This is a genomic window from Actinoplanes sp. NPDC051537 (assembly GCF_055586105.1).
Map to the genome: position 1 here is coordinate 24062 of NZ_JBVJIU010000020.1, position 22908 is coordinate 46969.

At 71.5% G+C, this 22908-nt stretch carries 17 protein-coding genes; 9 read left to right on the forward strand and 8 right to left on the reverse strand.

Annotated features, from left to right (window positions below):
- Window positions 1-555 carry an FtsB family cell division protein gene (locus tag ACZ6TB_RS38605; RefSeq protein WP_465563464.1) on the reverse strand — a complete coding sequence of 185 codons (555 nt, stop codon included), beginning with the start codon at window positions 553-555 and terminating at the stop codon, window positions 1-3.
- A gap of 79 nt (window positions 556-634) precedes the next feature.
- Complete coding sequence (gene eno, locus ACZ6TB_RS38610) at window positions 635-1918, reverse strand: phosphopyruvate hydratase (protein WP_465563824.1); 1284 nt, start codon at window positions 1916-1918, stop codon at window positions 635-637.
- Window positions 1919-2085: 167 nt separating this feature from the next.
- Here eno and ACZ6TB_RS38615 point away from each other — a divergent pair, with 167 nt between their 5' ends.
- Window positions 2086-2709, forward strand: a complete 624-nt coding sequence (locus ACZ6TB_RS38615) for a hypothetical protein (protein WP_465563467.1) — start codon at window positions 2086-2088, stop codon at window positions 2707-2709.
- A gap of 55 nt (window positions 2710-2764) precedes the next feature.
- Complete coding sequence (locus ACZ6TB_RS38620; protein WP_465563469.1) at window positions 2765-3415, forward strand: hypothetical protein; 651 nt, start codon at window positions 2765-2767, stop codon at window positions 3413-3415.
- Here the strand turns inward: ACZ6TB_RS38620 and ACZ6TB_RS38625 are convergent.
- The 6 genes from ACZ6TB_RS38625 to mfd form a co-directional block, all read right to left on the reverse strand.
- Entirely contained in the window at window positions 3400-4182 is a 783-nt protein-coding gene (locus ACZ6TB_RS38625; protein WP_465563472.1) for a DUF1206 domain-containing protein, read from the reverse strand. The two genes, ACZ6TB_RS38620 and ACZ6TB_RS38625, sit on opposite strands and share 16 nt — an antisense overlap.
- 525 nt (window positions 4183-4707) lie before the next feature.
- Complete coding sequence (locus ACZ6TB_RS38630) at window positions 4708-6324, reverse strand: DUF885 domain-containing protein (protein WP_465563474.1); 1617 nt, start codon at window positions 6322-6324, stop codon at window positions 4708-4710.
- Between the two features lie 10 nt (window positions 6325-6334).
- Window positions 6335-7303, reverse strand: a complete 969-nt coding sequence (locus ACZ6TB_RS38635; RefSeq protein ID WP_465563475.1) for a nucleoside triphosphate pyrophosphohydrolase — start codon at window positions 7301-7303, stop codon at window positions 6335-6337.
- Window positions 7304-7306: 3 nt separating this feature from the next.
- A complete protein-coding gene (locus ACZ6TB_RS38640) occupies window positions 7307-8038 on the reverse strand; it encodes a hypothetical protein (RefSeq protein WP_465563478.1) in 732 nt (243 codons plus the stop codon).
- A gap of 56 nt (window positions 8039-8094) precedes the next feature.
- Complete coding sequence (locus ACZ6TB_RS38645) at window positions 8095-8994, reverse strand: rhomboid family intramembrane serine protease (protein WP_465563481.1); 900 nt, start codon at window positions 8992-8994, stop codon at window positions 8095-8097.
- Between the two features lie 96 nt (window positions 8995-9090).
- Entirely contained in the window at window positions 9091-12711 is a 3621-nt protein-coding gene (mfd, locus tag ACZ6TB_RS38650; protein WP_465563483.1) for a transcription-repair coupling factor, read from the reverse strand.
- Window positions 12712-12882: 171 nt separating this feature from the next.
- Between mfd and ACZ6TB_RS38655 the strand changes: the two genes are divergently transcribed.
- The 7 genes from ACZ6TB_RS38655 (at window position 12883) to ACZ6TB_RS38685 (ending at window position 22458) form a co-directional block, all read left to right on the forward strand.
- Window positions 12883-14682: an enoyl-CoA hydratase-related protein gene (locus ACZ6TB_RS38655; protein ID WP_465563486.1), complete on the forward strand. Its 1800-nt coding sequence runs from the start codon at window positions 12883-12885 to the stop codon at window positions 14680-14682.
- 121 nt (window positions 14683-14803) lie between these two features.
- Window positions 14804-17599 carry a phosphoenolpyruvate carboxylase gene (gene ppc, locus ACZ6TB_RS38660; RefSeq protein WP_465563489.1) on the forward strand — a complete coding sequence of 932 codons (2796 nt, stop codon included), beginning with the start codon at window positions 14804-14806 and terminating at the stop codon, window positions 17597-17599.
- Between the two features lie 445 nt (window positions 17600-18044).
- Window positions 18045-18977 carry a glycoside hydrolase family 5 protein gene (locus ACZ6TB_RS38665; protein WP_465563491.1) on the forward strand — a complete coding sequence of 311 codons (933 nt, stop codon included), beginning with the start codon at window positions 18045-18047 and terminating at the stop codon, window positions 18975-18977.
- 92 nt (window positions 18978-19069) lie between these two features.
- Window positions 19070-19984, forward strand: coding sequence for an ABC transporter ATP-binding protein (locus ACZ6TB_RS38670; RefSeq protein ID WP_465563494.1), 915 nt, complete (start codon window positions 19070-19072; stop codon window positions 19982-19984).
- Window positions 19977-20840: an ABC transporter permease gene (locus tag ACZ6TB_RS38675; protein ID WP_465563497.1), complete on the forward strand. Its 864-nt coding sequence runs from the start codon at window positions 19977-19979 to the stop codon at window positions 20838-20840. Before ACZ6TB_RS38670 ends, ACZ6TB_RS38675 begins: the two co-directional genes overlap by 8 nt.
- A complete protein-coding gene (locus ACZ6TB_RS38680) occupies window positions 20837-21748 on the forward strand; it encodes an ABC transporter ATP-binding protein (RefSeq protein ID WP_465563500.1) in 912 nt (303 codons plus the stop codon). Before ACZ6TB_RS38675 ends, ACZ6TB_RS38680 begins: the two co-directional genes overlap by 4 nt.
- Complete coding sequence (locus ACZ6TB_RS38685; protein ID WP_465563828.1) at window positions 21748-22458, forward strand: ABC transporter permease; 711 nt, start codon at window positions 21748-21750, stop codon at window positions 22456-22458. Before ACZ6TB_RS38680 ends, ACZ6TB_RS38685 begins: the two co-directional genes overlap by 1 nt.
- Window positions 22459-22908 lie beyond the last annotated feature (450 nt).

A 22908-nucleotide genomic window follows, 5' to 3' on the forward strand; every position in this document is an offset into this window, starting at 1 on the left:
TCAGTTCGTGGACTCCGCGTCGGCGGCTCGGACGCTGTTCCACAGCGTGTCGTACCAGCGGTCGGGCGCGGCCGCCGCCGGCTTGTTCGGGTCGGCCGCGGCGGCGGCCGGATTGTTCAGCACCAGCAGCGGCGTCTCACCGGGTCGCACGTAGAACAGCTTCTCCCGCGCCTGGGCCCGCAGATATTCCGGGTCCTGCCACTTCTGGAGCTCCTGCTGCTTGTCGGCGATCACCTTGGCCTTGATGGCCCGCTCGGACTCGAGCTGGGCGATCTGCGACTCCTGGGCGAGATAGACCCGCAGCGGGTACGTGTAGGCCAGCGCCAGCGCGACGAACACGACGATGAGGACGGTCGCCCGGCCGGTCAGCGCCCGTGGCCGGGGTGCGGCGGTGCGCTTGGCCGGACCCGTTCCCACGTTCACCGTGCGACGGGTCGGGGCGGGACGGGCCCGCGTGCGCGTCTGCACCCGGGTCGAGCCGGTCGTGCGCACCCGCGACGATCCCGGGCGGCGGGCCGGGCCCTGTCCGCTCGGTGCGCGTCGCTGTGTCGTCACCCTGCTCCCCCGCTCGACCGGTCATGGATTGTGGCACTCCGTTCGAGAGTGCCACAACTCCATGATCTTCGGCCCGGCGTTACGCGGCCCGGTAACGCGGGAAAGCGCCCGCACCGGCGTACCGGGCCGCGCTCTCCAGCTGCTCCTCGATGCGCAGGAGCTGGTTGTACTTGGCGACGCGGTCCGAACGGGCCGGGGCGCCGGTCTTGATCTGGCCGCTGCCCACCGCGACGGCCAGGTCGGCGATCGTGGTGTCCTCGGTCTCACCCGAGCGGTGCGACATCATCGTCGTGAAGCCGGCCCGGTGCGCGAGGTCGACGGCGTCGAGGGTCTCGGTCAGCGAGCCGATCTGGTTGACCTTGACGAGCACGGAGTTGGCCGCGCCCTCGGCGATGCCCCGGCCGATGCGGGTCGGGTTGGTGACGAACAGGTCGTCGCCGACGATCTGGATCTTGCTGCCGAGCTGCGAGGTCATCGCGCTCCAGCCGGCCCAGTCCTCCTCGGCCAGCGGGTCCTCGATGGAGACGATCGGGTAGTCGCCGGCCAGCTTCGAGTAGTAGTTGATCATCTCGTCGGTCGACTTCGGCGAGCCCTCGAAGACGTACGAGCCGTCCTTGTAGAACTCGGTCGCCGCCACGTCCATGGCCAGGACGATGTCGGTGCCCAGGGTGAAGCCGGCGGCCTGGACGGCCTCGGCGATCAGGTCGAGCGCGGCCGCGTTGGCCGGCAGGTTGGGGGCGAAGCCGCCCTCGTCGCCCAGGCCGGTCGAGAGGCCCTTCTTCTTCAGCACCGACTTGAGCGCGTGGTAGACCTCGGCGCCGGTGCGCAGCGCCTCGCGGAAGGTCGGGGCGCCGATCGGGGCGATCATGAACTCCTGGACGTCGACGTTCGAGTCGGCGTGGGCGCCACCGTTCAGGATGTTCATCATCGGGACCGGCAGCACGGCGGCGTTCGGGCCACCCACGTACCGGAACAGGGGCAGCTCGGCGCTCAGCGCCGCCGCCTTCGCCACCGCGAGGGAGACGCCCAGGATCGCGTTCGCGCCCAGCTCGCTCTTGTCGGCGGTGCCGTCGAGATCGAGCATCTTCTGGTCGATCAGACGCTGCTCGCTGGCCTCGTAGCCGACGAGCTCGTCGGCGATCTTGTCTTCGATGTTGGCGACGGCCTTCTCCACACCCTTGCCCAGGTAGCGGCCCTTGTCTCCGTCGCGCAGCTCGAGCGCCTCGAAAGCGCCGGTCGAGGCGCCCGAGGGCACCGCGGCGCGGCCGACCGTGCCGTCGTCCAGCCCGACCTCGACCTCGACGGTCGGGTTGCCCCGGGAGTCGAGAATCTCGCGGGCGACGATCGCTTCGATGGTGGCCATGTTGTCGTGTCGCTCCCATTCGTAAGGCTGCAGTTCTCCGACCGCGACCCTGCGGCGGACCACGGTCTGAGCGTATCGGTGCCGGTTGACGGGCGTACGCGGGGCCGGTGAACTTCGGCCCGACTATCGCTAATGGGTGCGAGTCGGTTGCCGATATCCCGGGCACTATGAGTGCTGACATGCTCCCGCCGGACGGGTCTTACATCGAGATGACCTCGTACGGCGAAACGCTCCCCGAGGTGCGGGTGGTGCACGCCTCGGGCACCGTGATCACGCTCTCGCTGGCCCGTGCGCACGTGCCGCCCGAGCATTCGACGGTCGAGTTGCGCTGGGCGGCCGCCCCGCGCGGCCGATATGCGCAGGAGGGCCAGGTCGCCGCCGTCGACGGGAACCGGGTCGAGATCCATTTCACCGGCCGGGCGGTGGTGATGCAGAGCCGGTCGTTCGTGCGCGGCGGCGGTGGCGAGCCGATCGTGATGAGCCGGGACAAGGAGGAGGACGCCATCGGCATGGTGCACGACATGAGTGAGCGGGCCGTGCGCGCCCACTTCACCGACGTGCATCTCAAGCCCGGCGACGAGATGATCCTGCGCATCCACGTCGGCGGGGAGCTCGTGGCGTTCCCGGCGACCGTGCTCAAGGCCAGCTCGATGCGGCAGCAGGTGCCGGTCCGCGGGCCTCTCTCGGTGGAGATGGTGGCGGTCTTCGACGACCAGGACGAGAGCCAGGCCAAGATCATTCGCCGGTACATCATGCAGCACCAGTTGCAGTCGAGGAACCGGGGCTCCTGAGCCGGCGCCGTTACTCGATTGCGCGGGCTTGCGCGCATGGACCAAGGTGGCAGTCGTGCCGTCGCGTCCGCGCCTGTCGTTCGCCGTCGCCGCCTCCGCGGCGACGGTGCTGGCCGCCACCGGTTGCACGGGCCTCGACGAGGCGAGCGCGGCCGGCATCGGCCACGACGATCTGGTGTCCGAGCTGACGGTGCAACTCGCCCGCGTGACCGGGCTCACCTATACCGCGGCCTACCATCTGGCGGGCGGCGGCACGGCGACGGTCACCCAGGCGCAAAAGCCCACCCGGACGACGTACGTGTATCCCGGCGGTCGCCTGCTCGAGACCGGCGATGCCACGATCCGCTGCGCCGGCGACACCTGCACACAGACCGCACCGACTCCGGCCACCGCGCTGCCGCTGGCCGGGAGCGACCTGGTCACGCCCGAGGCGGCCCTCGCACTGCTCAACACGGCCGCGCTCGACCCCGAGGTGACGGCCACCCAGCACGACACCACGGTCGCCGGGCGGCACGCGACCTGCCTCGACCTCAGCCAGGTCGACGGCACGCCGGCGTCCGAGTTCGGCCTCTGCGTCACCAACGAGGGCGCCCTGGGCAGCTTCACGGCGACGATCGCGGGCAAGAGGTTCGAGCAGGCCCTCACGTCGTACGAGGAAAAGGCCGCCCCGTCGTCGTTCGAGGTGCCACCTCACACCTTGCGGTAGCGGGCCTGCACCACGCCGAACAGCCCATAGGCCGCGATGCCGAGCGCCGTCAGGGTCAGCAGCCAGGTCCCGTACGCCTGCCCCGCCATCGCCCGCAGCGCCGCATCGAGTCCCCGCGCCTTGTCCGGGTCGTAGCGCACCGCCGCCAGCACGAGCAGCACGCCCGCGATCGCGTAGGCGCCGCCCTTGGCCGCGTAGCCGACCGTGCCGAGCGTCCGCACCGCCGCCTTCCCCGGACCGGCCTTGAGGTGCTTCTCGAACTTCTGAGCGATCCCGTAGATCGCCAGCCCCACCCCGATCACCGCCACCGCGACCCCCGCCAGCGCCACCGTGAGACGCCCGCCGGTCGACACCATCAGATCCTGGCTGGCCTGCTCCTGCGTGTCGGCGGTCGACGTCTTCTTGCCCTTGAGAACCTTCACCCCGGTCCAGGCCACGTACGCGTAGAAGGCCGCCCGCCCCGCCGAGGCGACCCGCTCGTAGACCCGATGCCGGCCGCGCTCGCCCCGATGCCCGGTGGCCGCCTCGAAGGCCTGCCAGATCGTCATCGCCACCAGCCCGACCACGATCGCCACGATGAGAGCGGCCCCGAACGGTTTGCTCGCGAGCGTGTGCAACGCGCCCGACTGATCCCCATCGGCGGGCGCCCGCCCAAACGCGATGCGCACAATGAGCCAGGCAAAGAGCAAATGCACGGCGCCGTACCCCACCAGCCCGGCCCGCGTGAGGTGCTCAAGCCAGGGCGCGCGCCGTACAAGCGTGTTCACGAGCCCAGATTCACCAAACGATCACCCGCCGAAACCTGCCCACCGCGGCGGCCCCGCTCTCAGCCTCGCCCGCCGCACCCACCCGCAGCGGCCAACTCCATGGCGAGGCCCGATCTCAACCCGCCCGGCTCGCAGCACGCCCACTCACCGCGCCCGGCCGCAACGGCCAAGCCGCAGCCCGACCCCGCGCCGCAACGCCGACTCACCGCGCCCGACCACCACGGCCAAGCCGCAGCCCGCGTCGCCGGCCGCACAAGCTTCGTCCGCCGCGCCGGCCGACTCCATGGCGAGGCCCGGTCTCAACCCGCCCGGCCCGCAGCACGCCGACTCACCGCGCCCGACCGCGACGGCCAAGCCACAGCCCGACCCCGCGCCGCCAACTCACCGCGCCCAACCGCAACGGCCAACCACCGCACGCTCCCGCTCGCAGCGCCCACTCACCTGCGCCCCGACCGCGCCGGCCAAACCGCAGCCGGCCACGCCCGCGGCGCGCCCCAAACGCCCAGCGCGGGCCGTGCAGCGCCGTCAGACGCCGAGCAGCGTGCGCAAATGGCGGGGCGGCGGGGAGCCGTGCGCCAGCATCGCGTCGTGCCAGGCCTTGGGGGTCGCGCCGAACGGGCGGGACGCCGCGATGGCCGCAACCTCCGTGTAGCCGACGAAATAGGTGCTCAGCTGGGTCGACGTGAGCAGCGCGCGGCGCCACTTGCCGGCCGCCTCGCCCTCCTCCTGGAAGCCGGGGCCGGTCATCATGGCCATCGCCTCGGACTCGGGCAGCTCCTCGCAGTGCACCAGCTGGTCGATGACGGCGTTGAGGCTCATGCGTAGCTGCATCTTGAGCTGCTGGAGCCGCACCGGCAGGCCGCCGAAGCCCAGCTCGGCCATCAGCTCCTCGGTGTAGACCGCCCAGCCCTCGACGAACGGGCCGGACCAGCCGAGCGCGCGCACCCGGGTCGCGGCCCGGAAGCGGCGGGCGTGGGCGAGCTGGAGGAAGTGACCGGGCATCGCCTCGTGGACGGTCAGGTTGCGGAGCATGTGGTCGTTGTACTCGCGGTAGAACGACTCGACCCGCTCCGGCGACCAGCCCGCGGGAGTCGGCGAGATGCAGTAGAACGTGGGCACGTCGGCCGTCTCGAGCGGGCCCGGCGGGTCGCAGTAGGCGGCGGCGACGCCACGGGCGAACTCGGGCATCTCCTCGATCACGCACGGGTCGTCGAGCAGGGTGAGCACGTCGTTCTTCCGGACGAACTCGGTCGCCTCGTCCATCGTGCGGCGGGCCAGGCCGATGATCGTGGCGTCGTCGGGGTGGTCGGCCGCGAGCGTGTCGAGGGCCCGGCGGACCGTCTCGTCGGTCTCGGGGCCGCCGACCAGCTCGGCCGCGGCCGCCCGCAGCTCGGCGCCGACCCGGTCGAGGCGCTCGCGGGCGCGGGCGAGCACCTCGGCCGCGGGCAGCTCGGTGTCGAGCGTGTGCCACAGCCGCGCCTCCCACAGCGGGCGGCCGAGCCGCGGGTCGCGGCCGGGCTCGCCGCCGTCGACCCGGGCGCGCAGCCAGCCGTCGAACTCGCCCAGCGCGGCCAGCGCCGCCGCGGCCGCCGGCTCGACCGCCGCGCGCATGCCGGGCTCCTGCTCGAGCAGGCTCGGCAGCTCGTCGCGGATCAGCGCGGCCGTGCCGGCGAACTGGCCGACGGCCGTCTCGGCGTGGATGCGTGGCACGTCGCGCAGCACGGCGCGGGCGGTGGCCAGCGCGTCGGGAATCGCCGCGAGCCGGCCGCCGAGGCTGCTCAGCCGCTCCTCGGCGGGCGCGAACGGGCGGGAGATCAGCGCGTGCAGGAGCGGGCCGGGGTTGTGGTGAAGCGGGTTCCACTCGTGCTCGCGCACGTCGGTGAGCTCGAACAGCCCGCGCTCGACCATGGCCGCGAGGATCGCGTGATCGACCTGGTCTTCCGGGCCGAAGGCCTCGGGATCGATGCCGGCGAGGGCGTCGGCCGCGTCGCGCAGCATCGACACCCGCTCGGTGACGGCGCCCGGTGAGAGATCGGGCAGACGGTCGTCGTAGCGATGGTCACCCGCGCTCGACGCCAGGCCCGGATCGCTGCGCAGGATGGCGTCGACGATGCTCTCGGCTAACGGCACAAACTCCGGCATGCCGAGAAACCTACTCGGCGGGTCTGACAATTCTCCGCTCGGCGCTCCGCACTTCTTCGGCGTAGTCGAGAGTCGCCCGCCGGACCTCGGCCTCGGCGTCGGCGCCCGCCTTCCGGGCCTCGGACACGAGCCGCAACAACGCCGGTCCGAGGTCGTCGCCGGCCGGCAGCGGCACGTCGAGGCCGGCCCGCTCGACCCGCTGGAGGATCTTGGCAGCCAGCGCGAGCGCGGGCTGGCTCAGCGCGATCCCGTCGAGGATCGAGTCGCGGGACTTCTCGGCCTTCTTGATCCGTTCCCAGTTCTCGGTGATCTCGTCGAGGTCGGCGGCCTCGACGCCGGCGAAGACGTGCGGGTTGCGGCGCACCATCTTCTCGACCAGGATCGCGGCCACGTCGTCGATGCCCCAGGCCGCGCCGTCCGGCAGCTCCTCGGCCAGCCGGGCGTGCAGCACCACCTGGAGCAGCACGTCGCCGAGCTCCTCGCGCAGCGCCGACAGGTCACCGGCCTCGATCGCGTCGTAGGCCTCGTACGCCTCCTCGAGCATGTACGGCGCGAGCGTGCGGTGGCTCTGGGCCCGTTTCCAGGGGTCGCCGCCGGGCGAGACGAGCCGATCGAGGACCGCGACCGCGTCCAGCAGCCGCGCGCCGGGCGGGTCCCACGAGCCGTACATGAGCTCGAGTTCGGCGAGATCGGGCTCGCGGGTCAGGCGCAGGCCCAGGTGACGGGCGAAATCCTGGTCGCCGGCCGGCCCGGCGAGCCAGACGACGGCCTCGTGGTCGGCCAGCGCGTCCAGCAGCACCTGCGGGTCGGGCTCGATGACGGCGACCGGCACGCCCGACTGGCGAAGGACGGCCGACTGTTCGGACTCGGCGGCGGCGAAGACCGGGTGCTGCCGGACGACGTCCCAGGCCGCGGCCGTGAGCAGGCCGGCGGGCAGGCGCGGCGAGGTGACCAGCAGGACGATGCGACGAACCGGCATGCGTCAGGAGAGGTCGTTGACCGGCGCCGACTCGTCCTTGCCGAGCGGGGCCGACACCAGCGGCTTGACCGCACCGTCCTGCGTCTGGAACTGCAGGACCGGGATGCTGGCCGGCTGGTAGCGCGGGTTGATCCTGATCTTCAGCGGCGCGGTGACCTCGTTGATCTGGTTGCGCACCGCGGTGGCGGTCTGCACGAGCTGCTTGTTCTCCGCCGGGAGGCTCTGCTTGAACTGCTCGAACGTGCCGCCCGGGGCGACCTGCCCGCTCTGCACCAGCACGTCGAAGATCTCTTGCAGGTCGGCGTCGCTGGGCTCGGGCGCGTCCTTCACGCCCTGGCGCAGGAGCCGCACGTACTGGTCGGCGGTGGCGTAGAGCTTGAGGTACTCGGTGGAGGCCGGGATGTGCAGGGTGTTCGCGTAGTCGTCGAGCTGCAGGTCGGCCGGGAGCGTCACGCTGTGCTGCCGGGCGACCCGGGCCAGCACGTCGGCGCTGATGATCGTGCGCACCACGTCGCCGCGGGTGATCGGGACGGTCGTCGCCTCGCCGGTGGCCGGCGGAGCGGCGGCGTCGATGGCCGTGCGGGCCTCGTCGTAGACGCCGTCCACGCGGGACTCGGTGATCTTGGTGTCGCCCAGGTAGGCGGCCACGGACGGCTCCGAACGGCAGGCCGAGAGCCCGGCCACGGCCAGGGACGCGACGGCGACGACGGAGGCGAGTCGGCGAGCACGCTGCATGGGCATGACTCTCTCACGTCTGTTGTGACGCACGCCGCCGACCCCCGGAAAACGGATCAACCGCCCTTCGCCGCGATCGCGGCGATCAAACCGACAGCTACGACGATCAGCACGGCCACCTGCATGGTTTCTCGGCGCTTGCGAGGCGCGTACGCGAGTCCGGCGCCCACCGCCGCACCGGTGACCAGTCCGCCCAGATGCCCCTGCCACGACGTGAACCCGGCGGCGAACACGAGCCACAGCAGGGCCGTGAAGATCAGGCGGTTCCGGTCGATCGGATACTCGTGCAGCTTGCGCGTGATCACGAAGTACGCGGCGGCCAGCCCGAAGCCCGCGCCGGACGCCCCGATCGCGCCCTGGTGCGGGTCGATGAGCACGATGAACACCGACCCACCGAGCGCCGACAGCAGGTAGAGCGCGAGGTAGCGCCCCCAGCCGAGCTGCCGCTCGAGGAACGTGCCGAGCGTCGCGATCCACATCATGTTGAAGAGGATGTGGGTGAGACCGAACCCGTTGCCGCCCGGCAGCTCGTGCAGGAACGTGCCGGTGAACAGCCGCCACCACTCGCCGTGCAGCACGCCGATCAGGTCATACCCGGCGGCCGGCACCCCGTCGTCGACGTAGTACCGCCCGTCGGCCCCGATCAGCCCCGTCCCGAGGACGTCGAACCGGTTGATGATCGCCGGGTGGATCAGCTCCACGACGTACGCGAGGACATTGATCGAAATAATCGAGTACGTGACGTAGGCCGGCCCGTTGCCCGCCCGCGCCCCGAAGATCGTCCGCGCCTGCCGGATCGTCTTGTTCTCGCCCTTGACGCACTCCGGGCAGCGCTGCCCGACCGGCGCCTCCCGCATGCAGTCCGAGCAGATGAACCGGTCGCACCGGCTGCACCGGACGTACGTCTCCCGCTTCGGATGGCGATAGCAGGTGGTCTCGGCACCCACGGTCTCCACGGGGCTCTCCTCGAGTGATCGGCGATCGGGCCCGGAGATTGTGCCTGCTCGATGGCCCGCCACGCATTCGCCGATGCACACATGCAACACATCGCGTCAGACCGCCGCCTTGGCCGGCACCTCCCCCAGCACGTCCTTCAGCAGCTGGGCACACCACTGCAACAGAGCCTGGTCGCGCAACAGCTCCCCGCCCACGCGCCGGGTGGCCGGCCGCGGGACGCTCACCTGGTCGGTGGCCGGCTTGTAGACCGCGTCGGGGTGGTAGCGCTTCAGCCGCAGCTGCTTCGAGTCGGGCAGCGGAAGCGGGGAGAAGCGGATGTGCTTGCCCTGCATCGAGACGTCGGTCAGGCCGTAGGCGCGGGCCACCTGGCGGAAGCGTGCGACCGCGATCAGGTTGGCGACCTGCGTCGGGGGCTCGCCGTAGCGGTCGGTCATCTCGGCGACGACCTCGTCGAGCTGGGCGTTGTCGCGGGCCTCGGCCAGTTTGCGGTACATCTCGAGGCGCAGGCGCTCGACGGCGATGTACTCGACCGGGAGGTGGGCGTCGATCGGAAGGTCGATCTTCACCTCGGGCTCCTCCTCGGGACGCTCGCCCTTGAAGGCCTGCACCGCCTCGCCGACCATGCGGACGTAGAGGTCGAAGCCGACGCCCTCGATGTGGCCCGACTGCTCGCCGCCGAGGAGGTTGCCGGCGCCACGGATCTCGAGGTCCTTCATCGCCACGTACATGCCGGCGCCGAGCTCGGTGTGCTGGGCGATGGTGGCCAGCCGCTCGTGGGCGTGCTCGGTGAGCGGCTTCTCGCGGGGGTACAGGAAGTACGCGTACGCCCGCTCGCGGCCCCGGCCGACCCGGCCGCGGATCTGGTGCAGCTGGGCCAGGCCGAGCAGGTCGGCCCGCTCGACGATGAGCGTGTTGGCGTTCGGGATGTCGATGCCGGACTCGACGATCGTGGTGCAGACCAGGACGTCGAACTCCTTCTCCCAGAAGCCGACCATCACCTTTTCCAGCTGGTCCTCGCTCATCTGGCCGTGCGCCACCGCGACCCGGGCCTCGGGGACGAGCTCGCGCAGCTTGCGGGCGGCCCGGTCGATCGACTCGACCCGGTTGTGCAGGTAGAAGACCTGGCCGTCGCGGAGCAGCTCGCGGTGGATCGAGGCAGCGATCTGCTTCTCGTCGTGGGCGCCGACGAACGTGAGCACCGGGTGGCGCTCCTCCGGCGGGGTGGCGATGGTGGACATCTCGCGGATGCCGGTGATGGCCATCTCGAGCGTACGAGGAATGGGTGTCGCCGACATGGTGAGCACATCGACCGACGCCCGCAGGGCCTTGAGCTGCTCCTTGTGCTCGACGCCGAAGCGCTGCTCCTCGTCCACGATGATCAGGCCGAGGTTCTTGAAGCGGGTCGAGTTGGCCAGCAGGCGGTGCGTGCCGATCACGATGTCGGCGGTGCCGTCGGCGGCCTGCTCGAGGGTCAGTTTCGCCTCGGTCGGGGTCTGGAACCGGGACAGCTGCTTGATCTGGACCGGGAACTGGCCCATCCGGTCGGTGAACGTGTTGAAGTGCTGCTGCACGAGCAGCGTGGTCGGCACCAGCACGGCGACCTGCTTGCCGTCCTGCACGGCCTTGAAGGCGGCCCGCACCGCGATCTCGGTCTTGCCGTAGCCGACGTCGCCGCAGATCAGCCTGTCCATCGGGACGGCCAGCTCCATGTCGTGCTTGACCTCGTGGATCGCGGCCAGCTGGTCGGGGGTCTCCGTGTACGGGAAGGCGTCCTCGAGCTCGCGCTGCCAGGGCGAGTCGGGGCCGAACGCGTGCCCCTTCGAGGCCTGGCGGGCCGCGTAGAGCTGGATGAGCTGGGCCGCGATCTCGCGTACCGCCTTGCGGGCCCGCGCCTTGCTCTTCTGCCACTCCGACCCGCCCATCTTGTGCAGGGTGGGCTGCTCGCCGCCGACGTAACGGGAGAGCTGGTCGAGCTGGTCGGTGGGCACGTAGAGGCGGTCGCCGGGCTGGCCGCGCTTGGACGGGGCGTACTCGATCACGAGGTACTCCCGGTCGGCGCCGTTGACCGTGCGCTGCACCAGCTCGACGTACTTGCCGATGCCGTGCTGCTCGTGCACGACGTGGTCGCCCGGCTTGAGCTCGAGCGGGTCGATCGTGTTGCGCCGGCGGGACGGCATGCGGCGCATGTCCTTGGTGGACGCGCCGCGGCCGCCGCTGATGTCGTTGCCGGTGATGACCGCGAGCTGGGACGCGGCGTCGATGAAGCCGTGGTTGAGCCCGCCGCAGGTGACCAGCAGCTGGCCGGGCTCGATCGGCGTCTCCACGGAGTCGACCGGGGTCACGCCGAGGCCCGCGTCGCGCAGCACCTCGGTGGCCCGCTGGGCGGTGCCGTGGCCCTCGAAGACCAGCGCGATCGCCCAGCCGTTGCCCATCCACTCCGTCATGTCGGCGACGAGCCGCGAGGTGTCGCCGTGGTAGAGCGGAACGGGCTGGGCCGACAGGGCGATGGCGTCGCCGAGATCGGGCGTGACCTGGGTGGCGGACGGCGCCTCCAGCCACGGCTGATCGTCGGCCGGCGCCTCGTCCTCGGCCGCGGCGAGGCCGAACGGCGAGACCGTCCACCAGGGCTGCGAGAGGGTCGCGGCGTGGGCGCGTACATCCGCAAGGGTCTTGAATGCGGCGGCGCCCACGTCGATCGGCGCCTTGCCCCCGACGGCGGCCGCGGCCCAGGACGCTTCCAAGAACTCATCGGACGTACGGGTGAGGTCGTGCGCGCGGGTGCGAATGCGCTCGGGGTCGCAGAGCAGCACGTGGCTGCCGGCCGGCATGCAGTCGAGCAGCAGCTCCATGCTGTCGGTGCCGTGCAGCAGCGCCGGGGCCAGCGACTCCATGCCCTCGACCGGGATGCCCTCGGCCAGCTTGTCGAGGATCTCCGCCAGCTCCGGGTGCTGCTCGGCGAGGGAAGCGGCCCGGGCCCGCACGTCGGGGGTCAGCAGCAGCTCCCGGCACGGGGGCGCCCAGAGGCGGTCGACCGGGTCGATCGTGCGCTGGTCGGCCACCGCGAACGTGCGGATCTCCTCGACCTCGTCGCCCCAGAACTCGACCCGGGACGGGTGCTCGTCGGTCGGCGGGAAGACGTCGAGGATGCCGCCGCGCACCGCGAACTCGCCGCGCTTGGTGACCAGGTCGACCCGCGCGTAGGCCATGTCGGCCAGGCGGCGGGCCACCCCTTCGAGCTCGGCCTCGCCGCCCGCGGTCAGCTCGACCGGCTCGAGGTCGCCCAGGCCCTTGAGCTGCGGCTGGAGCACGCTGCGCACGGGCGCCACGATCACCTGCACCGGCTGCTCGCCGGGGTGGGCGAGGCGGCGCAGCACGGCGAGCCGGCGGCCGACCGTGTCGGAGCGCGGGGACAGCCGCTCGTGCGGCAGCGTCTCCCACGACGGGAAGACCGCCACCCGGTCGGGGCTGATCAGGCAGCCCAGGGCGTCGGCCAGGTCGTCGGCCTCGCGGCTGGTGGCGGTCACCGCCAGCACCGGCCGGCCCGCGCCGCCGAGGTCGGCCGCGCCGGCCACGGTGGCCACCACGAACGGCCGCAGCGAGGCCGGCGCGGTCAGGTCGAGCGAGTCGGAGTCGACGAAGCCTTTGCGCGCGAGATCACGAGCGCGCGCGAGGCCCCGGTCGCGCAGTGCAGCCGGGATCAGTCCGGAGAGTTGCATGCCGATTTCCCCCACGTCGAATAACCCCAGACGTCCATCGGACGGGGGTATGCGATCGAGTCTAGTCCGGCCGTCTGACATTCCAGGGTCGGACAACATGTCCGACATGACTATCGATACCCGGAGAAAACTCCCGTCTCGTTGTCGGTGTGGGCTCCAGAGGAGGGCAACGTGCGGATCCTGCTGCTCGTTACGGCGTTCAACGGACTGAGCCAGCGTGCCTGGTGCGCGCTGCGCGAAGACGGACACGACGTCGGCGTGCTGCTGGCCACGAGTGAGCGGGACATGATCGACGGCGTCCGGCGGGCCGGGCCCGACCTGATCCTCTGTCCGTTCCTCAAGGACCGGGTGCCGGCCGAGGTCTGGCGGCACTGGCGCACGGTGATCATCCATCCCGGGCCGGTCGGCGACCGGGGACCGTCCGCACTCGACTGGGCGATCAGCGAGGGCGCCCGGGTCTGGGGCGTCACCGCGCTGCAGGCCGTCGAGGAGATGGACGCCGGGCCGATCTGGGCCACCCGCACGTTCGCCGTCCCGGCCGTGCCGCCGCGCAAGTCGTCGCTCTACAACGGGCCGGTCGCCGACGCCGCGATGGACTGCGTCTTCGAGGTGGTCGCCAAGGCGAAGGACCCGTCGTTCACGCCGGTGCCGGCCGACGTCGCGCCGGCCGAGGTGCCCGGCGCCCGGCTGCGCCCGCTGATGCGGCAGCCCGATCGCGCGTTCGCCTGGGACGACCCGACCGAGGAGATCGTCCGGAAGATCCGGGCCGCCGACGGCAGCCCGGGCGTGCGCACCGAGATCGGCGGCCTGCCGGTCTTCGCCTACGACGCGCTGCCCGGCCTCGGCCGGGCCGGCCGCGCCGGCCAGCTGATCAGCCGCCGGCAGGGCGCCGTGCTGGTCGGCACCGGCGACGGCAGCGTCTGGCTCGGCCACCTGCGCGCCGCTGAGCCAACCCGCGGCGGAAAACCCCAGAACAAAGCGTTGGATTACCCGGGGCACGGCCGCGCCGGGATCAAGCTGCCGGCCACCACACTGCTCGGCGCCCGGCTGCGTGGGGTGTCGCACTCGCCGCTCCCGGCCGGCAGCGAGCCCGAGCACCCGGCCACCTACCGGCAGATCCGCTACCGGCGGGCGGGCGCGGTGGGCTGGCTCAACTTCGACTTCTACAACGGCGCGATGGCGCCCGGGCACTGCCGTCGGCTGGCCTCGGCGCTGCGCCACGCGGCCGGCCAGGACACCGAGGTGCTGGTGCTGCGCGGCGGCATCGACGCGTTCAGCAACGGCATCCACCTCAACGTCGTCGAGGCCGCCACCGATCCGGCCAGCGCCGCGTGGGCCGGGATCCGGGCGATCAACGAGGTGTGCCGGGAGATCATCACGTGCACGCGGCAGGTGGTCATCGCCGCGTACGCGGGCAGCGCCGGCGCCGGCGGCGTGATGCTCGGCCTGGGCGCCGACATCGTGGCGGCCCGCGACGGAATCGTCCTCAACCCCTACTACGACATCGGCCTGTACGGGTCGGAGCTGCACACGTTCACGCTGCCGCGGCGGGTCGGCGCCGACCTCGCCCAGCAGCTGATCGACGAGAAGCTCCCGGTGAGCGCGGCCCGGGCGCGGGAGATCGGGCTCGTGGACCAGGTCGGACCGCGGCATCCCGACGCGTACGGGGAATGGCTCACCGCCCTGGCCGAACGGGAGAGTGACGTGCGCTCGGCGCGCAACCGGCGTCAGGCGAAGTCCCGGCGGCTCGCCGCCGAGCGCGTCCCGCTCGAGGTCTACGAGGCACGCGAGCTCGCCGAGATGAGCCGCGACATGTACGCCGACCGATCCGGTTTCGCACGCGAACGGCACGCCTTCGTCCGCAAGCTCAAGCCCGCCGAGACCCCGTCCCGGCTGCTCCTGGGCAAGAAGGCGCCGCGCGCGAGGACGGTCACCGCCACCCTCCGGCCGGCGGTGCCGATCTCCGCTTAGCATTCCCGCCGGCCGAGGTGAGACTTGCCTCAATTCACCCGGTACCTGAGTGACGCCGATACCATCGGCGGAGTCGGGACAGCGCCGTCCTGGAGCACCGAAAGGTTAAAGGAGCGCCCCGATGACCGACCAGCACGGCCACCTCGACCCCGAGGGGCCGGACGCGGCACTTCGCGCCGACATCCGGCGTATCGGCACGTTGCTCGGCCAGACTCTGGCCCGGCAGGAGGGCCGGCCCCTGCTCGACCTGGTCGAGGAGGTTCGCGCCCTGGTGCGGCAGGACGCCGCCGCCGCGGCCGACCGGCTGGCCGCGATGGACGTGACGACCGGCACCAAGCTGGCCCGCGCCTTCTCCACCTACTTCCACCTCGCGAACATCACCGAGCAGGTGCACCGGGCCCGCGACCTGCGCCGGCGCCGCGCCCGTGACGGTGGCTGGCTCGACCAGGCGGCCAAGCTGATCGCCGAGCGCGGGGTGCCGGCCGACGAGATCGCCGCGGCCGCCCGCCGGCTCGCGGTGCGGCCGGTCTTCACCGCGCACCCGACCGAGGCCGCGCGCCGCTCGATCCTCTCGAAGCTGCGCCAGGTCGCCGACGAGCTGGACAACGAGGCCGCGGCCGCGGTCCTCTACGGCGCCTCGGACACGACCGCCTCGACCCGCCGCTTCGCCGAGCTGATCGACCTGCTCTGGCAGACCGACGAGCTGCGGCTCGACCGGCCGGACCCGACCGACGAGGCCCGCAACGCCGTCTACTACCTGCGCGACCTGTACGCCGAGGCCGCGCCCCAGGTGCTGACCGATCTCGCCGAGACGCTGCGCAACCTCGGCGTCGAGACCGCCCCGACGGCCAAGCCGCTGAGCTTCGGGTCGTGGATCGGCGGCGACCGGGACGGCAACCCGTTCGTCACCCCGGCCGTCACCCGCGACGTCCTGATGATCCAGCACGAGCAGGGCATCCAGGCCACCGAGAAGGCCATGGACCTGCTGATCGACGAGCTGTCGGTCTCCCGCCGGCTGCGTGGCGTCTCGCTCGACCTCTCCGCCTCGCTCGCCAAGGACCTGGACAACCTGCCCGGGGTCGCGCCGCGGTTCCGCAAGACCAACGCCGAGGAGCCGTACCGCCTCAAGGTCCGCGCGATCAAGGCGAAACTCGCGAACACCCGGGAGCGGCTGCGCCAGGGCACCCCGCACGTGCCGGGCCGCGACTACCTCGGCAACGACGAGCTGATCAGCGACCTCGAGCTGATGCGCGCGTCGCTGGCCCGCAACTCCGGCCAGCTCACCGCCGTCGGCGTGGTGGCGGCCGCGATCCGCACCGTCTCCGCCTTCGGCCTCCAGCTGGCCACCCTCGACGTCCGCGAGCACGCCGAGAAGCACCACGAGGTGCTCCAGCAGATGTACACGCAGGTCGGCGAGGTCGAGGACTACGACGCGCTGGACCGGGCCGAGCGCACCAAGCTGCTCGCCGGCGAGCTCGCCGGGCGCCGCCCGCTGGCCAGCGCCGACACCCCGCTCACCGACTCGGCCCGCAAGACGTTCGACGTGTTCAACACGATCCGGGACGTGCAGGAGCGGTTCGGCATGGACGTCATCGAGACGTACATCATCTCGATGACCCTCGGCGTCGACGACGTGCTGGCGGCCGCCGTGCTGGCCCGCGAGGCCGGCCTCATCGACATCCACACCGGCCGCGCCCGGGTCAACATCGTGCCCCTGCTGGAGACGCCGGCCGAGCTCGACGCGGGCGGCGACCTGCTCGACGAGATGCTCTCGCTGCCGGCCTACCGGGAGATCGTGCGGGCCCGCGGCGACGTGCAGGAGGTCATGCTCGGGTACTCCGACTCCAACAAGGAGGGGGGTATCACGACCAGCCAGTGGGGCATCCACAAGGCGCAGCGCTCGCTGCGTGACGTGGCGGCCCGGCACGGCGTGCGGCTGCGGCTCTTCCACGGCCGCGGCGGGACGGTCGGCCGGGGCGGCGGTCCCACGCACGAGGCGATCCTGGCTCAGCCGTACGGGACGCTCGACGGCGCGATCAAGGTGACCGAGCAGGGCGAGGTCATCTCCGACAAGTACACGCTGCCGGCGCTGGCCCGGGAGAACCTCGAGCTGACGGTGGCCGCGGTGCTGCAGGCGACGCTGCTGCACACCTCGCCGTCGGTCGACGCCGAGCGGCTCACCCGCTGGGACGCCACCATGGACACGGCGTCGGACGCGGCCTTCGCGGCGTACCGGTCGCTGGTGGAGAACCCGGACCTGCCGGCGTACTTCTGGGCGGCCACCCCGACCGAGCTGCTCGGCCAGCTCAACATCGGCTCGCGGCCGGCCAAGCGGCCGAACGCGGACGCCGGCCTGGGCGGGCTGCGGGCGATCCCGTGGGTGTTCGGCTGGACCCAGACCCGGCAGATCGTGCCCGGCTGGTTCGGCGTCGGGTCGGGCCTCAAGGCCGCCCGCGAGGCCGGGCACGAGGAGACCCTGCGCTCCATGTACGCGGACTGGCAGTTCTTCAAGACGTTCCTGTCGAACGTCGAGATGATGCTGAACAAGACCGACCTCGACATCGCGCGGCGGTACGTCGACACGCTCGTGCCGGCCGACCTGCACCCGATCTTCGAGACGATCGTCGCGGAGTACGAGCTCACCGTCCGCGAGGTGCTGGCGATCACCGGCGACGACGAGCTGCTGGCGTCGCAGCCCGAGCTCCGGCGGACGCTGGATGTGCGCGACACGTACCTGCTGCCGTTGCACCACCTGCAGGTCGCCCTGCTCCGGCAGTACCGCGACCTGGGCGATCAGGATCGGCAGCCGGCCACCGCGCCGGGTGCGCGGCGGGCGCCGTCGGACTCGACCGCTCTCGAGCGGGCGCTGCTGACCTCGGTCAACGGCATCGCCGCCGGCATGCGGAACACCGGCTGATCTTCGGACGTACGCGGCCGGGCAGCGCTTTCTCGCGCTGCCCGGCCCTTTTTGATCCGCTTCACCGTCGCTTGCGTATTGAGGGGCACCTGCCTCGGGAGCGCTCCCACGCTCCCCTGCCCCTGGAGCGCCGGCTATGTCCAGATGGAAGCTCGTGGCGGCCTCGGCGGCGACCGTCGTGGCGATCTCCGCGGCCACGGTGGTGGCGCTGTCGGTCACCACGTTCAGTTCCGCCAGTACGACCAGTCCCGTGGGCGGCGCCGATCCCTTGAGCGCCGCCGATCCCCTGAACGCCGCCGATCCTCTCAGCGCCGCCGATCCTCTCAGCGCCGCCGATCCACTGAGCGCCGCTGACCCGGCGAGCGCCTCCAGCCCCACCGCCGCTGCCCCCCACCCTTCGTCCGACATTTCCGGAATTTCGGGTAAGGGGCTAGCGTCGCCTTCCGTGAGCGCTTCGTCCACGCCGGTCGCGATCAACGGGAAGCTGCGCGTCTGCGGGGTCCATCTCTGCAACCAGGCCGGCCGGCCGGTTCAGCTGCGCGGGGTCAGCACGCACGGCCTCCAGTTCGCGCCGGACTGCTACACCGACGCCTCGCTCGACGCGATCGCCCACGACTGGCACGCCGACCTGCTGCGGATCGCCATGTACGTGCAGGAGGGCGGCTTCGAGACCGATCCGGCCGGCTTCACCGCCAAGGTGAACTCGCTGGTCGACAAGGCGTCGGCGCGGGGCATGTACGCGCTGATCGACTTCCACGTGCTCAATCCCGGCGACCCGGCGTTCAACCTCGAGCGGGCCAAGACGTTCTTCGCCTCGGTCGCGAAACGGAACGCGGCCAAGCGGAACGTGCTCTACGAGATCGCGAACGAGCCCAACGGCGTCAGCTGGGCGGCCATCAAGGCGTACGCGCAAAAGGTCATTCCGGTTATTCGGCAGCAGGACCCGGATGCGGTCGTCATCGTCGGGACGCGCGGCTTCTCCTCGCTGGGCATCGCCGAGGGGTCGGGCGCGGCCGAGACCATCGCCGATCCGCTGAACCTGCCGAACGTGATGTACGCGTTCCACTTCTACGCGGCGTCGCACAAGGAGAACTACCGCGCCGAGCTGACCAAGGCCGCGGCCGAGCTGCCGATGTTCGTGACCGAGTTCGGCACCGTGACCTTCACCGGCGGCGGGACGTTCGACGCCGGGAGCACCAATACCTGGCTCGACCTGCTCGACCGGCTGAAGATCAGCTACGCGAACTGGACGTTCTCCGACATCGACGAGTCGAGCGCCGCGCTCCGGCCGGGCACCTGCAAGGGCTCGACCTTCGCCGGGACGGGCGTGCTCACCGCCTCGGGGAAGCTGATCCGGGCTCGCCTGAGGGCCCGCTGAGCCTTTTGCTGAGACTGAGCTGAGAAACCCCCGAGGGTCTCTCAGGGATTCTCCGGATCCGCGAAGGTGCGACCGGTTCTTAGGCTGTGCCCGTGACCATCATCGCGACTCAGGCGCTGACGAAGACGTACGGCGGCCGGGTGACGGCTTTGTCCGACCTGACCGTCGAGGTCGACGCGGGCGTCATCGGGCTCGTCGGCGCCAACGGCGCCGGTAAGAGCACCTTTATCAAGATCATGCTCGGGCTGCTGGCGCCCACCTCCGGTTCGTTGAGCGTCTTCGGGCTCGACCCGGTGACCGACACCGACAAGGTGCGGACGCGGGTCGGCTACATGCCGGAGAACGACTGCCTCCCGCCCGACGTGTCCGCCTCCGAGTTCGTGACCCACATGGGCCGGCTCAGCGGGCTGCCCAAGACCGCCGCCCGCGAGCGCGCCTCCGAGGCGCTGCGGCACGTCGGCCTCTACGAGGAGCGCTACCGGCAGATCGGCGGCTACTCGACAGGCATGAAACAGCGGGTCAAGCTGGCCCAGGCCCTCGTGCACGACCCCGACCTGCTGCTGCTCGACGAGCCGACCAACGGCCTCGACCCGGCCGGGCGCGACGCGATGCTGACGCTCGTGCACCGCATCGGCAACGAGTTCGGCATCTCCGTGGTCGTCTGCTCGCACCTGCTCGGCGAGGTCGAGCGCATCTGCGACTCGCTCATCGCGATCGAGGCCGGCCGCCTGCTGCGGGCCGACCGCATCTCGGCCATGACCGCGGCCTCCGACGTGCTCGCGGTCGAGGTCAGCGAGGGCACCGAGGAGCTGGCCGCGGTGCTCCGCGACCTCGGCCTCAAGGTCACCCCCGAGGGGCGGCAACTGCTGGTCCCGCTCGACTCCGACAGCTCGTACGACCAGATCCTGCGGGCCGTGGCCGAGCTCGACCTCCCGCTGCACCGGCTCGACCAGCGACGTCACCGCGTGGCCGAGCTCTTCACCACGAAGGAGACCGCCGATGTCTGAGGCCGGAGTCATCCACGACATCGGATACCAACGCTACGAGGGCCCGCGCCTGGGCCGGGGCGCCCTGCTCAGCGCGCTCTACGTGCACGGGCTGCGGGCCTCGTTCGGGTTCGGTCGCTCGGCCAAATCCAAGATCTTCCCGTGGGGCGTGGCCGGCCTCATCATGCTCGTCGCCGTGATCAACGCGGGCGTCCGCTCGCAGACCGGCACGTGGCTGTTCGACTACTACATGCTCGACAACAACATGAGCCTGCTGATCATCTTCTTCGCCGCGATCGTGGCGCCCGAGCTGGTCTCACGGGACATGCGCTCCGGCGTGCTGCCGCTCTACTTCAGCCGGCCCCTGCGCGCGGCCGACTATGTGACGGCCAAGGTGGCGGCGCTGGTCACGGCATTGTGGCTGCTTCTCGGCGTACCTCAATTCGTGATGTTCTTGACCGGGGCCTTCACCTCGAAAACCGGGATGAAGGGCGTCTGGCACGAGCTCGGGCTGCTGATCCCCGGCTGGGGCTACTCGCTGCTGTGGGCGGTCGTCTTCGCGAGCATCAGCCTGCTGATCGCCTCGCTGACCGGCAAGCGCGCGTTCGCGGCCGGCGGCATCGTTGCCTTCGTGCTGATGACCGTGCCGGTCGTCGGCGTGATCAGCCTGCTGCCGTCCCAGACGGCGCAGAACCTGGCCGGCCTGGCCAGCCCGATCTCCCTGATCAACGGCGTCGAGATCTGGCTGCGCGACCGCAACGACCTCGGCCTCGACATCGGCAACCTCGGCCCGATCTACGGCATCGAGGCGCTCTGCCTGATCGCCGTCTGCCTGCTGCTGTTGCTGGCCCGCTACCGGAAGGTGGCCTCACTGTGAGCATCGTCGAACTGCAGAACGTCTCCCGCTGGTACGGCAACGTGGTCGCGGTCAACGACATCAGCATGACCCTGAACCCCGGGGTGACCGGCCTGCTCGGGCCGAACGGCGCCGGCAAGACCACGGTGCTGCACATGATGGCCGGCTTCCTGTCGCCCTCGCGCGGCACGGTGACCATCGACGGCGCGCCGACCTGGCGCAACCCCGGCATCTACCGCGAGCTCGGCCTGGTCGCCGAGCGCGAGGCGGTGCACGGCTTCCTCACCGCCCGGCAGTTCGTCGAGGCGTGCGCCAAGATGCAGAAGCTCCCCGACCCGGCGGCGGCCGCGAACCGCGCGCTCACGCTGGTGGAGATGACCGACGCGCAGGACCGGCGGATCGAGACGTTCTCGAAGGGCATGCGCCAGCGCACCCGGGTGGCCGCCGCGCTCGTGCACGATCCGCAGGTGTTGCTGCTCGACGAGCCGTTCAACGGCATGGACCCGCGGCAGCGGATGCACATGATGGAGTTGCTGCACTCGCTCGGCGACCGCGGACACACCATCCTGTTCAGCTCGCACATCCTGGAAGAGGTCGAGCAGCTCTCCGGCCTGGTCCAGGTGATCGTGGCCGGCCGTCTCGCCGCCTCCGGCGACTACCGGCGCATCCGACGGCTGATGACCAACCGGCCGCATGTCTTCGCCGTGCAGAGCTCCGACGACCGCAAGCTCGCGGTCGCGCTGATCGGCGAGAAATCGGTGAGCGGCGTCGAGATCGAGGCGGGCGGGCTGACCGTGCGCGCCTCCGACTACGGCAGCTTCACCCGCGCGCTGCCGCGCATCGCCCTCGGCGAGGGCATCCGGCTGCGGCGCCTGCTGCCGTCCGACGAGTCCCTGGAGAGCGTCTTCTCCTACCTGCTGGAGGCATGATGTCCACGGTCGCCTACATCACCGCCCGCGGCCTCTTCGGCCGCCGCCGGGTGCTGCTGCTGCTCCCGCTGCCGGTGCTGCTGATCGGGCTCGCGCTGATCTGCCGCGCCAACGACGTCGACCCCACCCAGTGGGGCCAGGCCGTCGTGGTCGGCCTCGGCCTGGCCGTGGTCCTGCCCGTGACCAGCCTGATCGTCGGCACCGGCGTGCTCGGCTCCGAGGTCGACGACGGCACGATCGTCCACATCCTCACGAAGCCGCTGCCGCGCCGCGACATCATCCTGGCCAAGCTCCTGGTCGCGGCCGGCGTCTCGGCCCTCGGCGCCGCGATCCCGCTGTTCATCACCGGCGTCCTGGCGGCAAACGTCCGCTTCGGCCTGGCCCTGGCCGCGGCCGCCACCGTCGGAGCGCTGGCCTACACGGCGCTGTTCCTGCTGCTGAGCCTGGTGACCCGCCGCCCGGTGCTGCTCGGCCTGGTCTACATCCTGGTGTGGGAGGGCTTGCTGGGCCGCTTCGTGAGCGGCACCCGCGTCCTGTCCATCGAGCAGTACGTCATCTCGATCGCCGACAAGATCGCCCCGACCGACATGCTGCCGGGCAAGGTGTCGCTCCCGGTGGCCATCGTCATGAGCGTGATCTTCGCCGTGGGCGGGACCGTCTACGCGATCAACCGGTTGGGTTCCTTCAGCGTGGCGGGCGAGACCAGCTGAGGGGTTGTTGAGGGCTGGCCGGGGTGGGCGCGGTGGGGGTCGCGCTCGCCCCGGCTTTTCTTTGCGCCGTGATGCGCGGGGATGCGGCGCGGCTCCGGCTCGGGGCGGCGCGGCGCAGGCACGGCGCGGGCGGGCACGGCGCGGCGCGGGCACAGGGCGGCGCGGCGCAGGCACGGCGCGGGCGGGCACGGTGCGGCGCGGGCACAGCGCTGGGCGGGCGCAGCGCGGGGCGGGCGCAGCGCGGGGCGGGCGCAGCGCGGGGCGGGCGCAGCGCGGGCGGGCGCAGCGCGGGGCACGGGCTTGGACGCGGCGCGGGGACGGCGCGAGACGGGGCGCGGGATTGGGTTGGGCTCGGCTTCGTGCCTGGCGAATCTTGTAGAAATTGTGTGCGCAGCTAACACAAACTCTTCAGCGCTTACGTCGGATGCCGCGACCCAGCTGCGATATGGG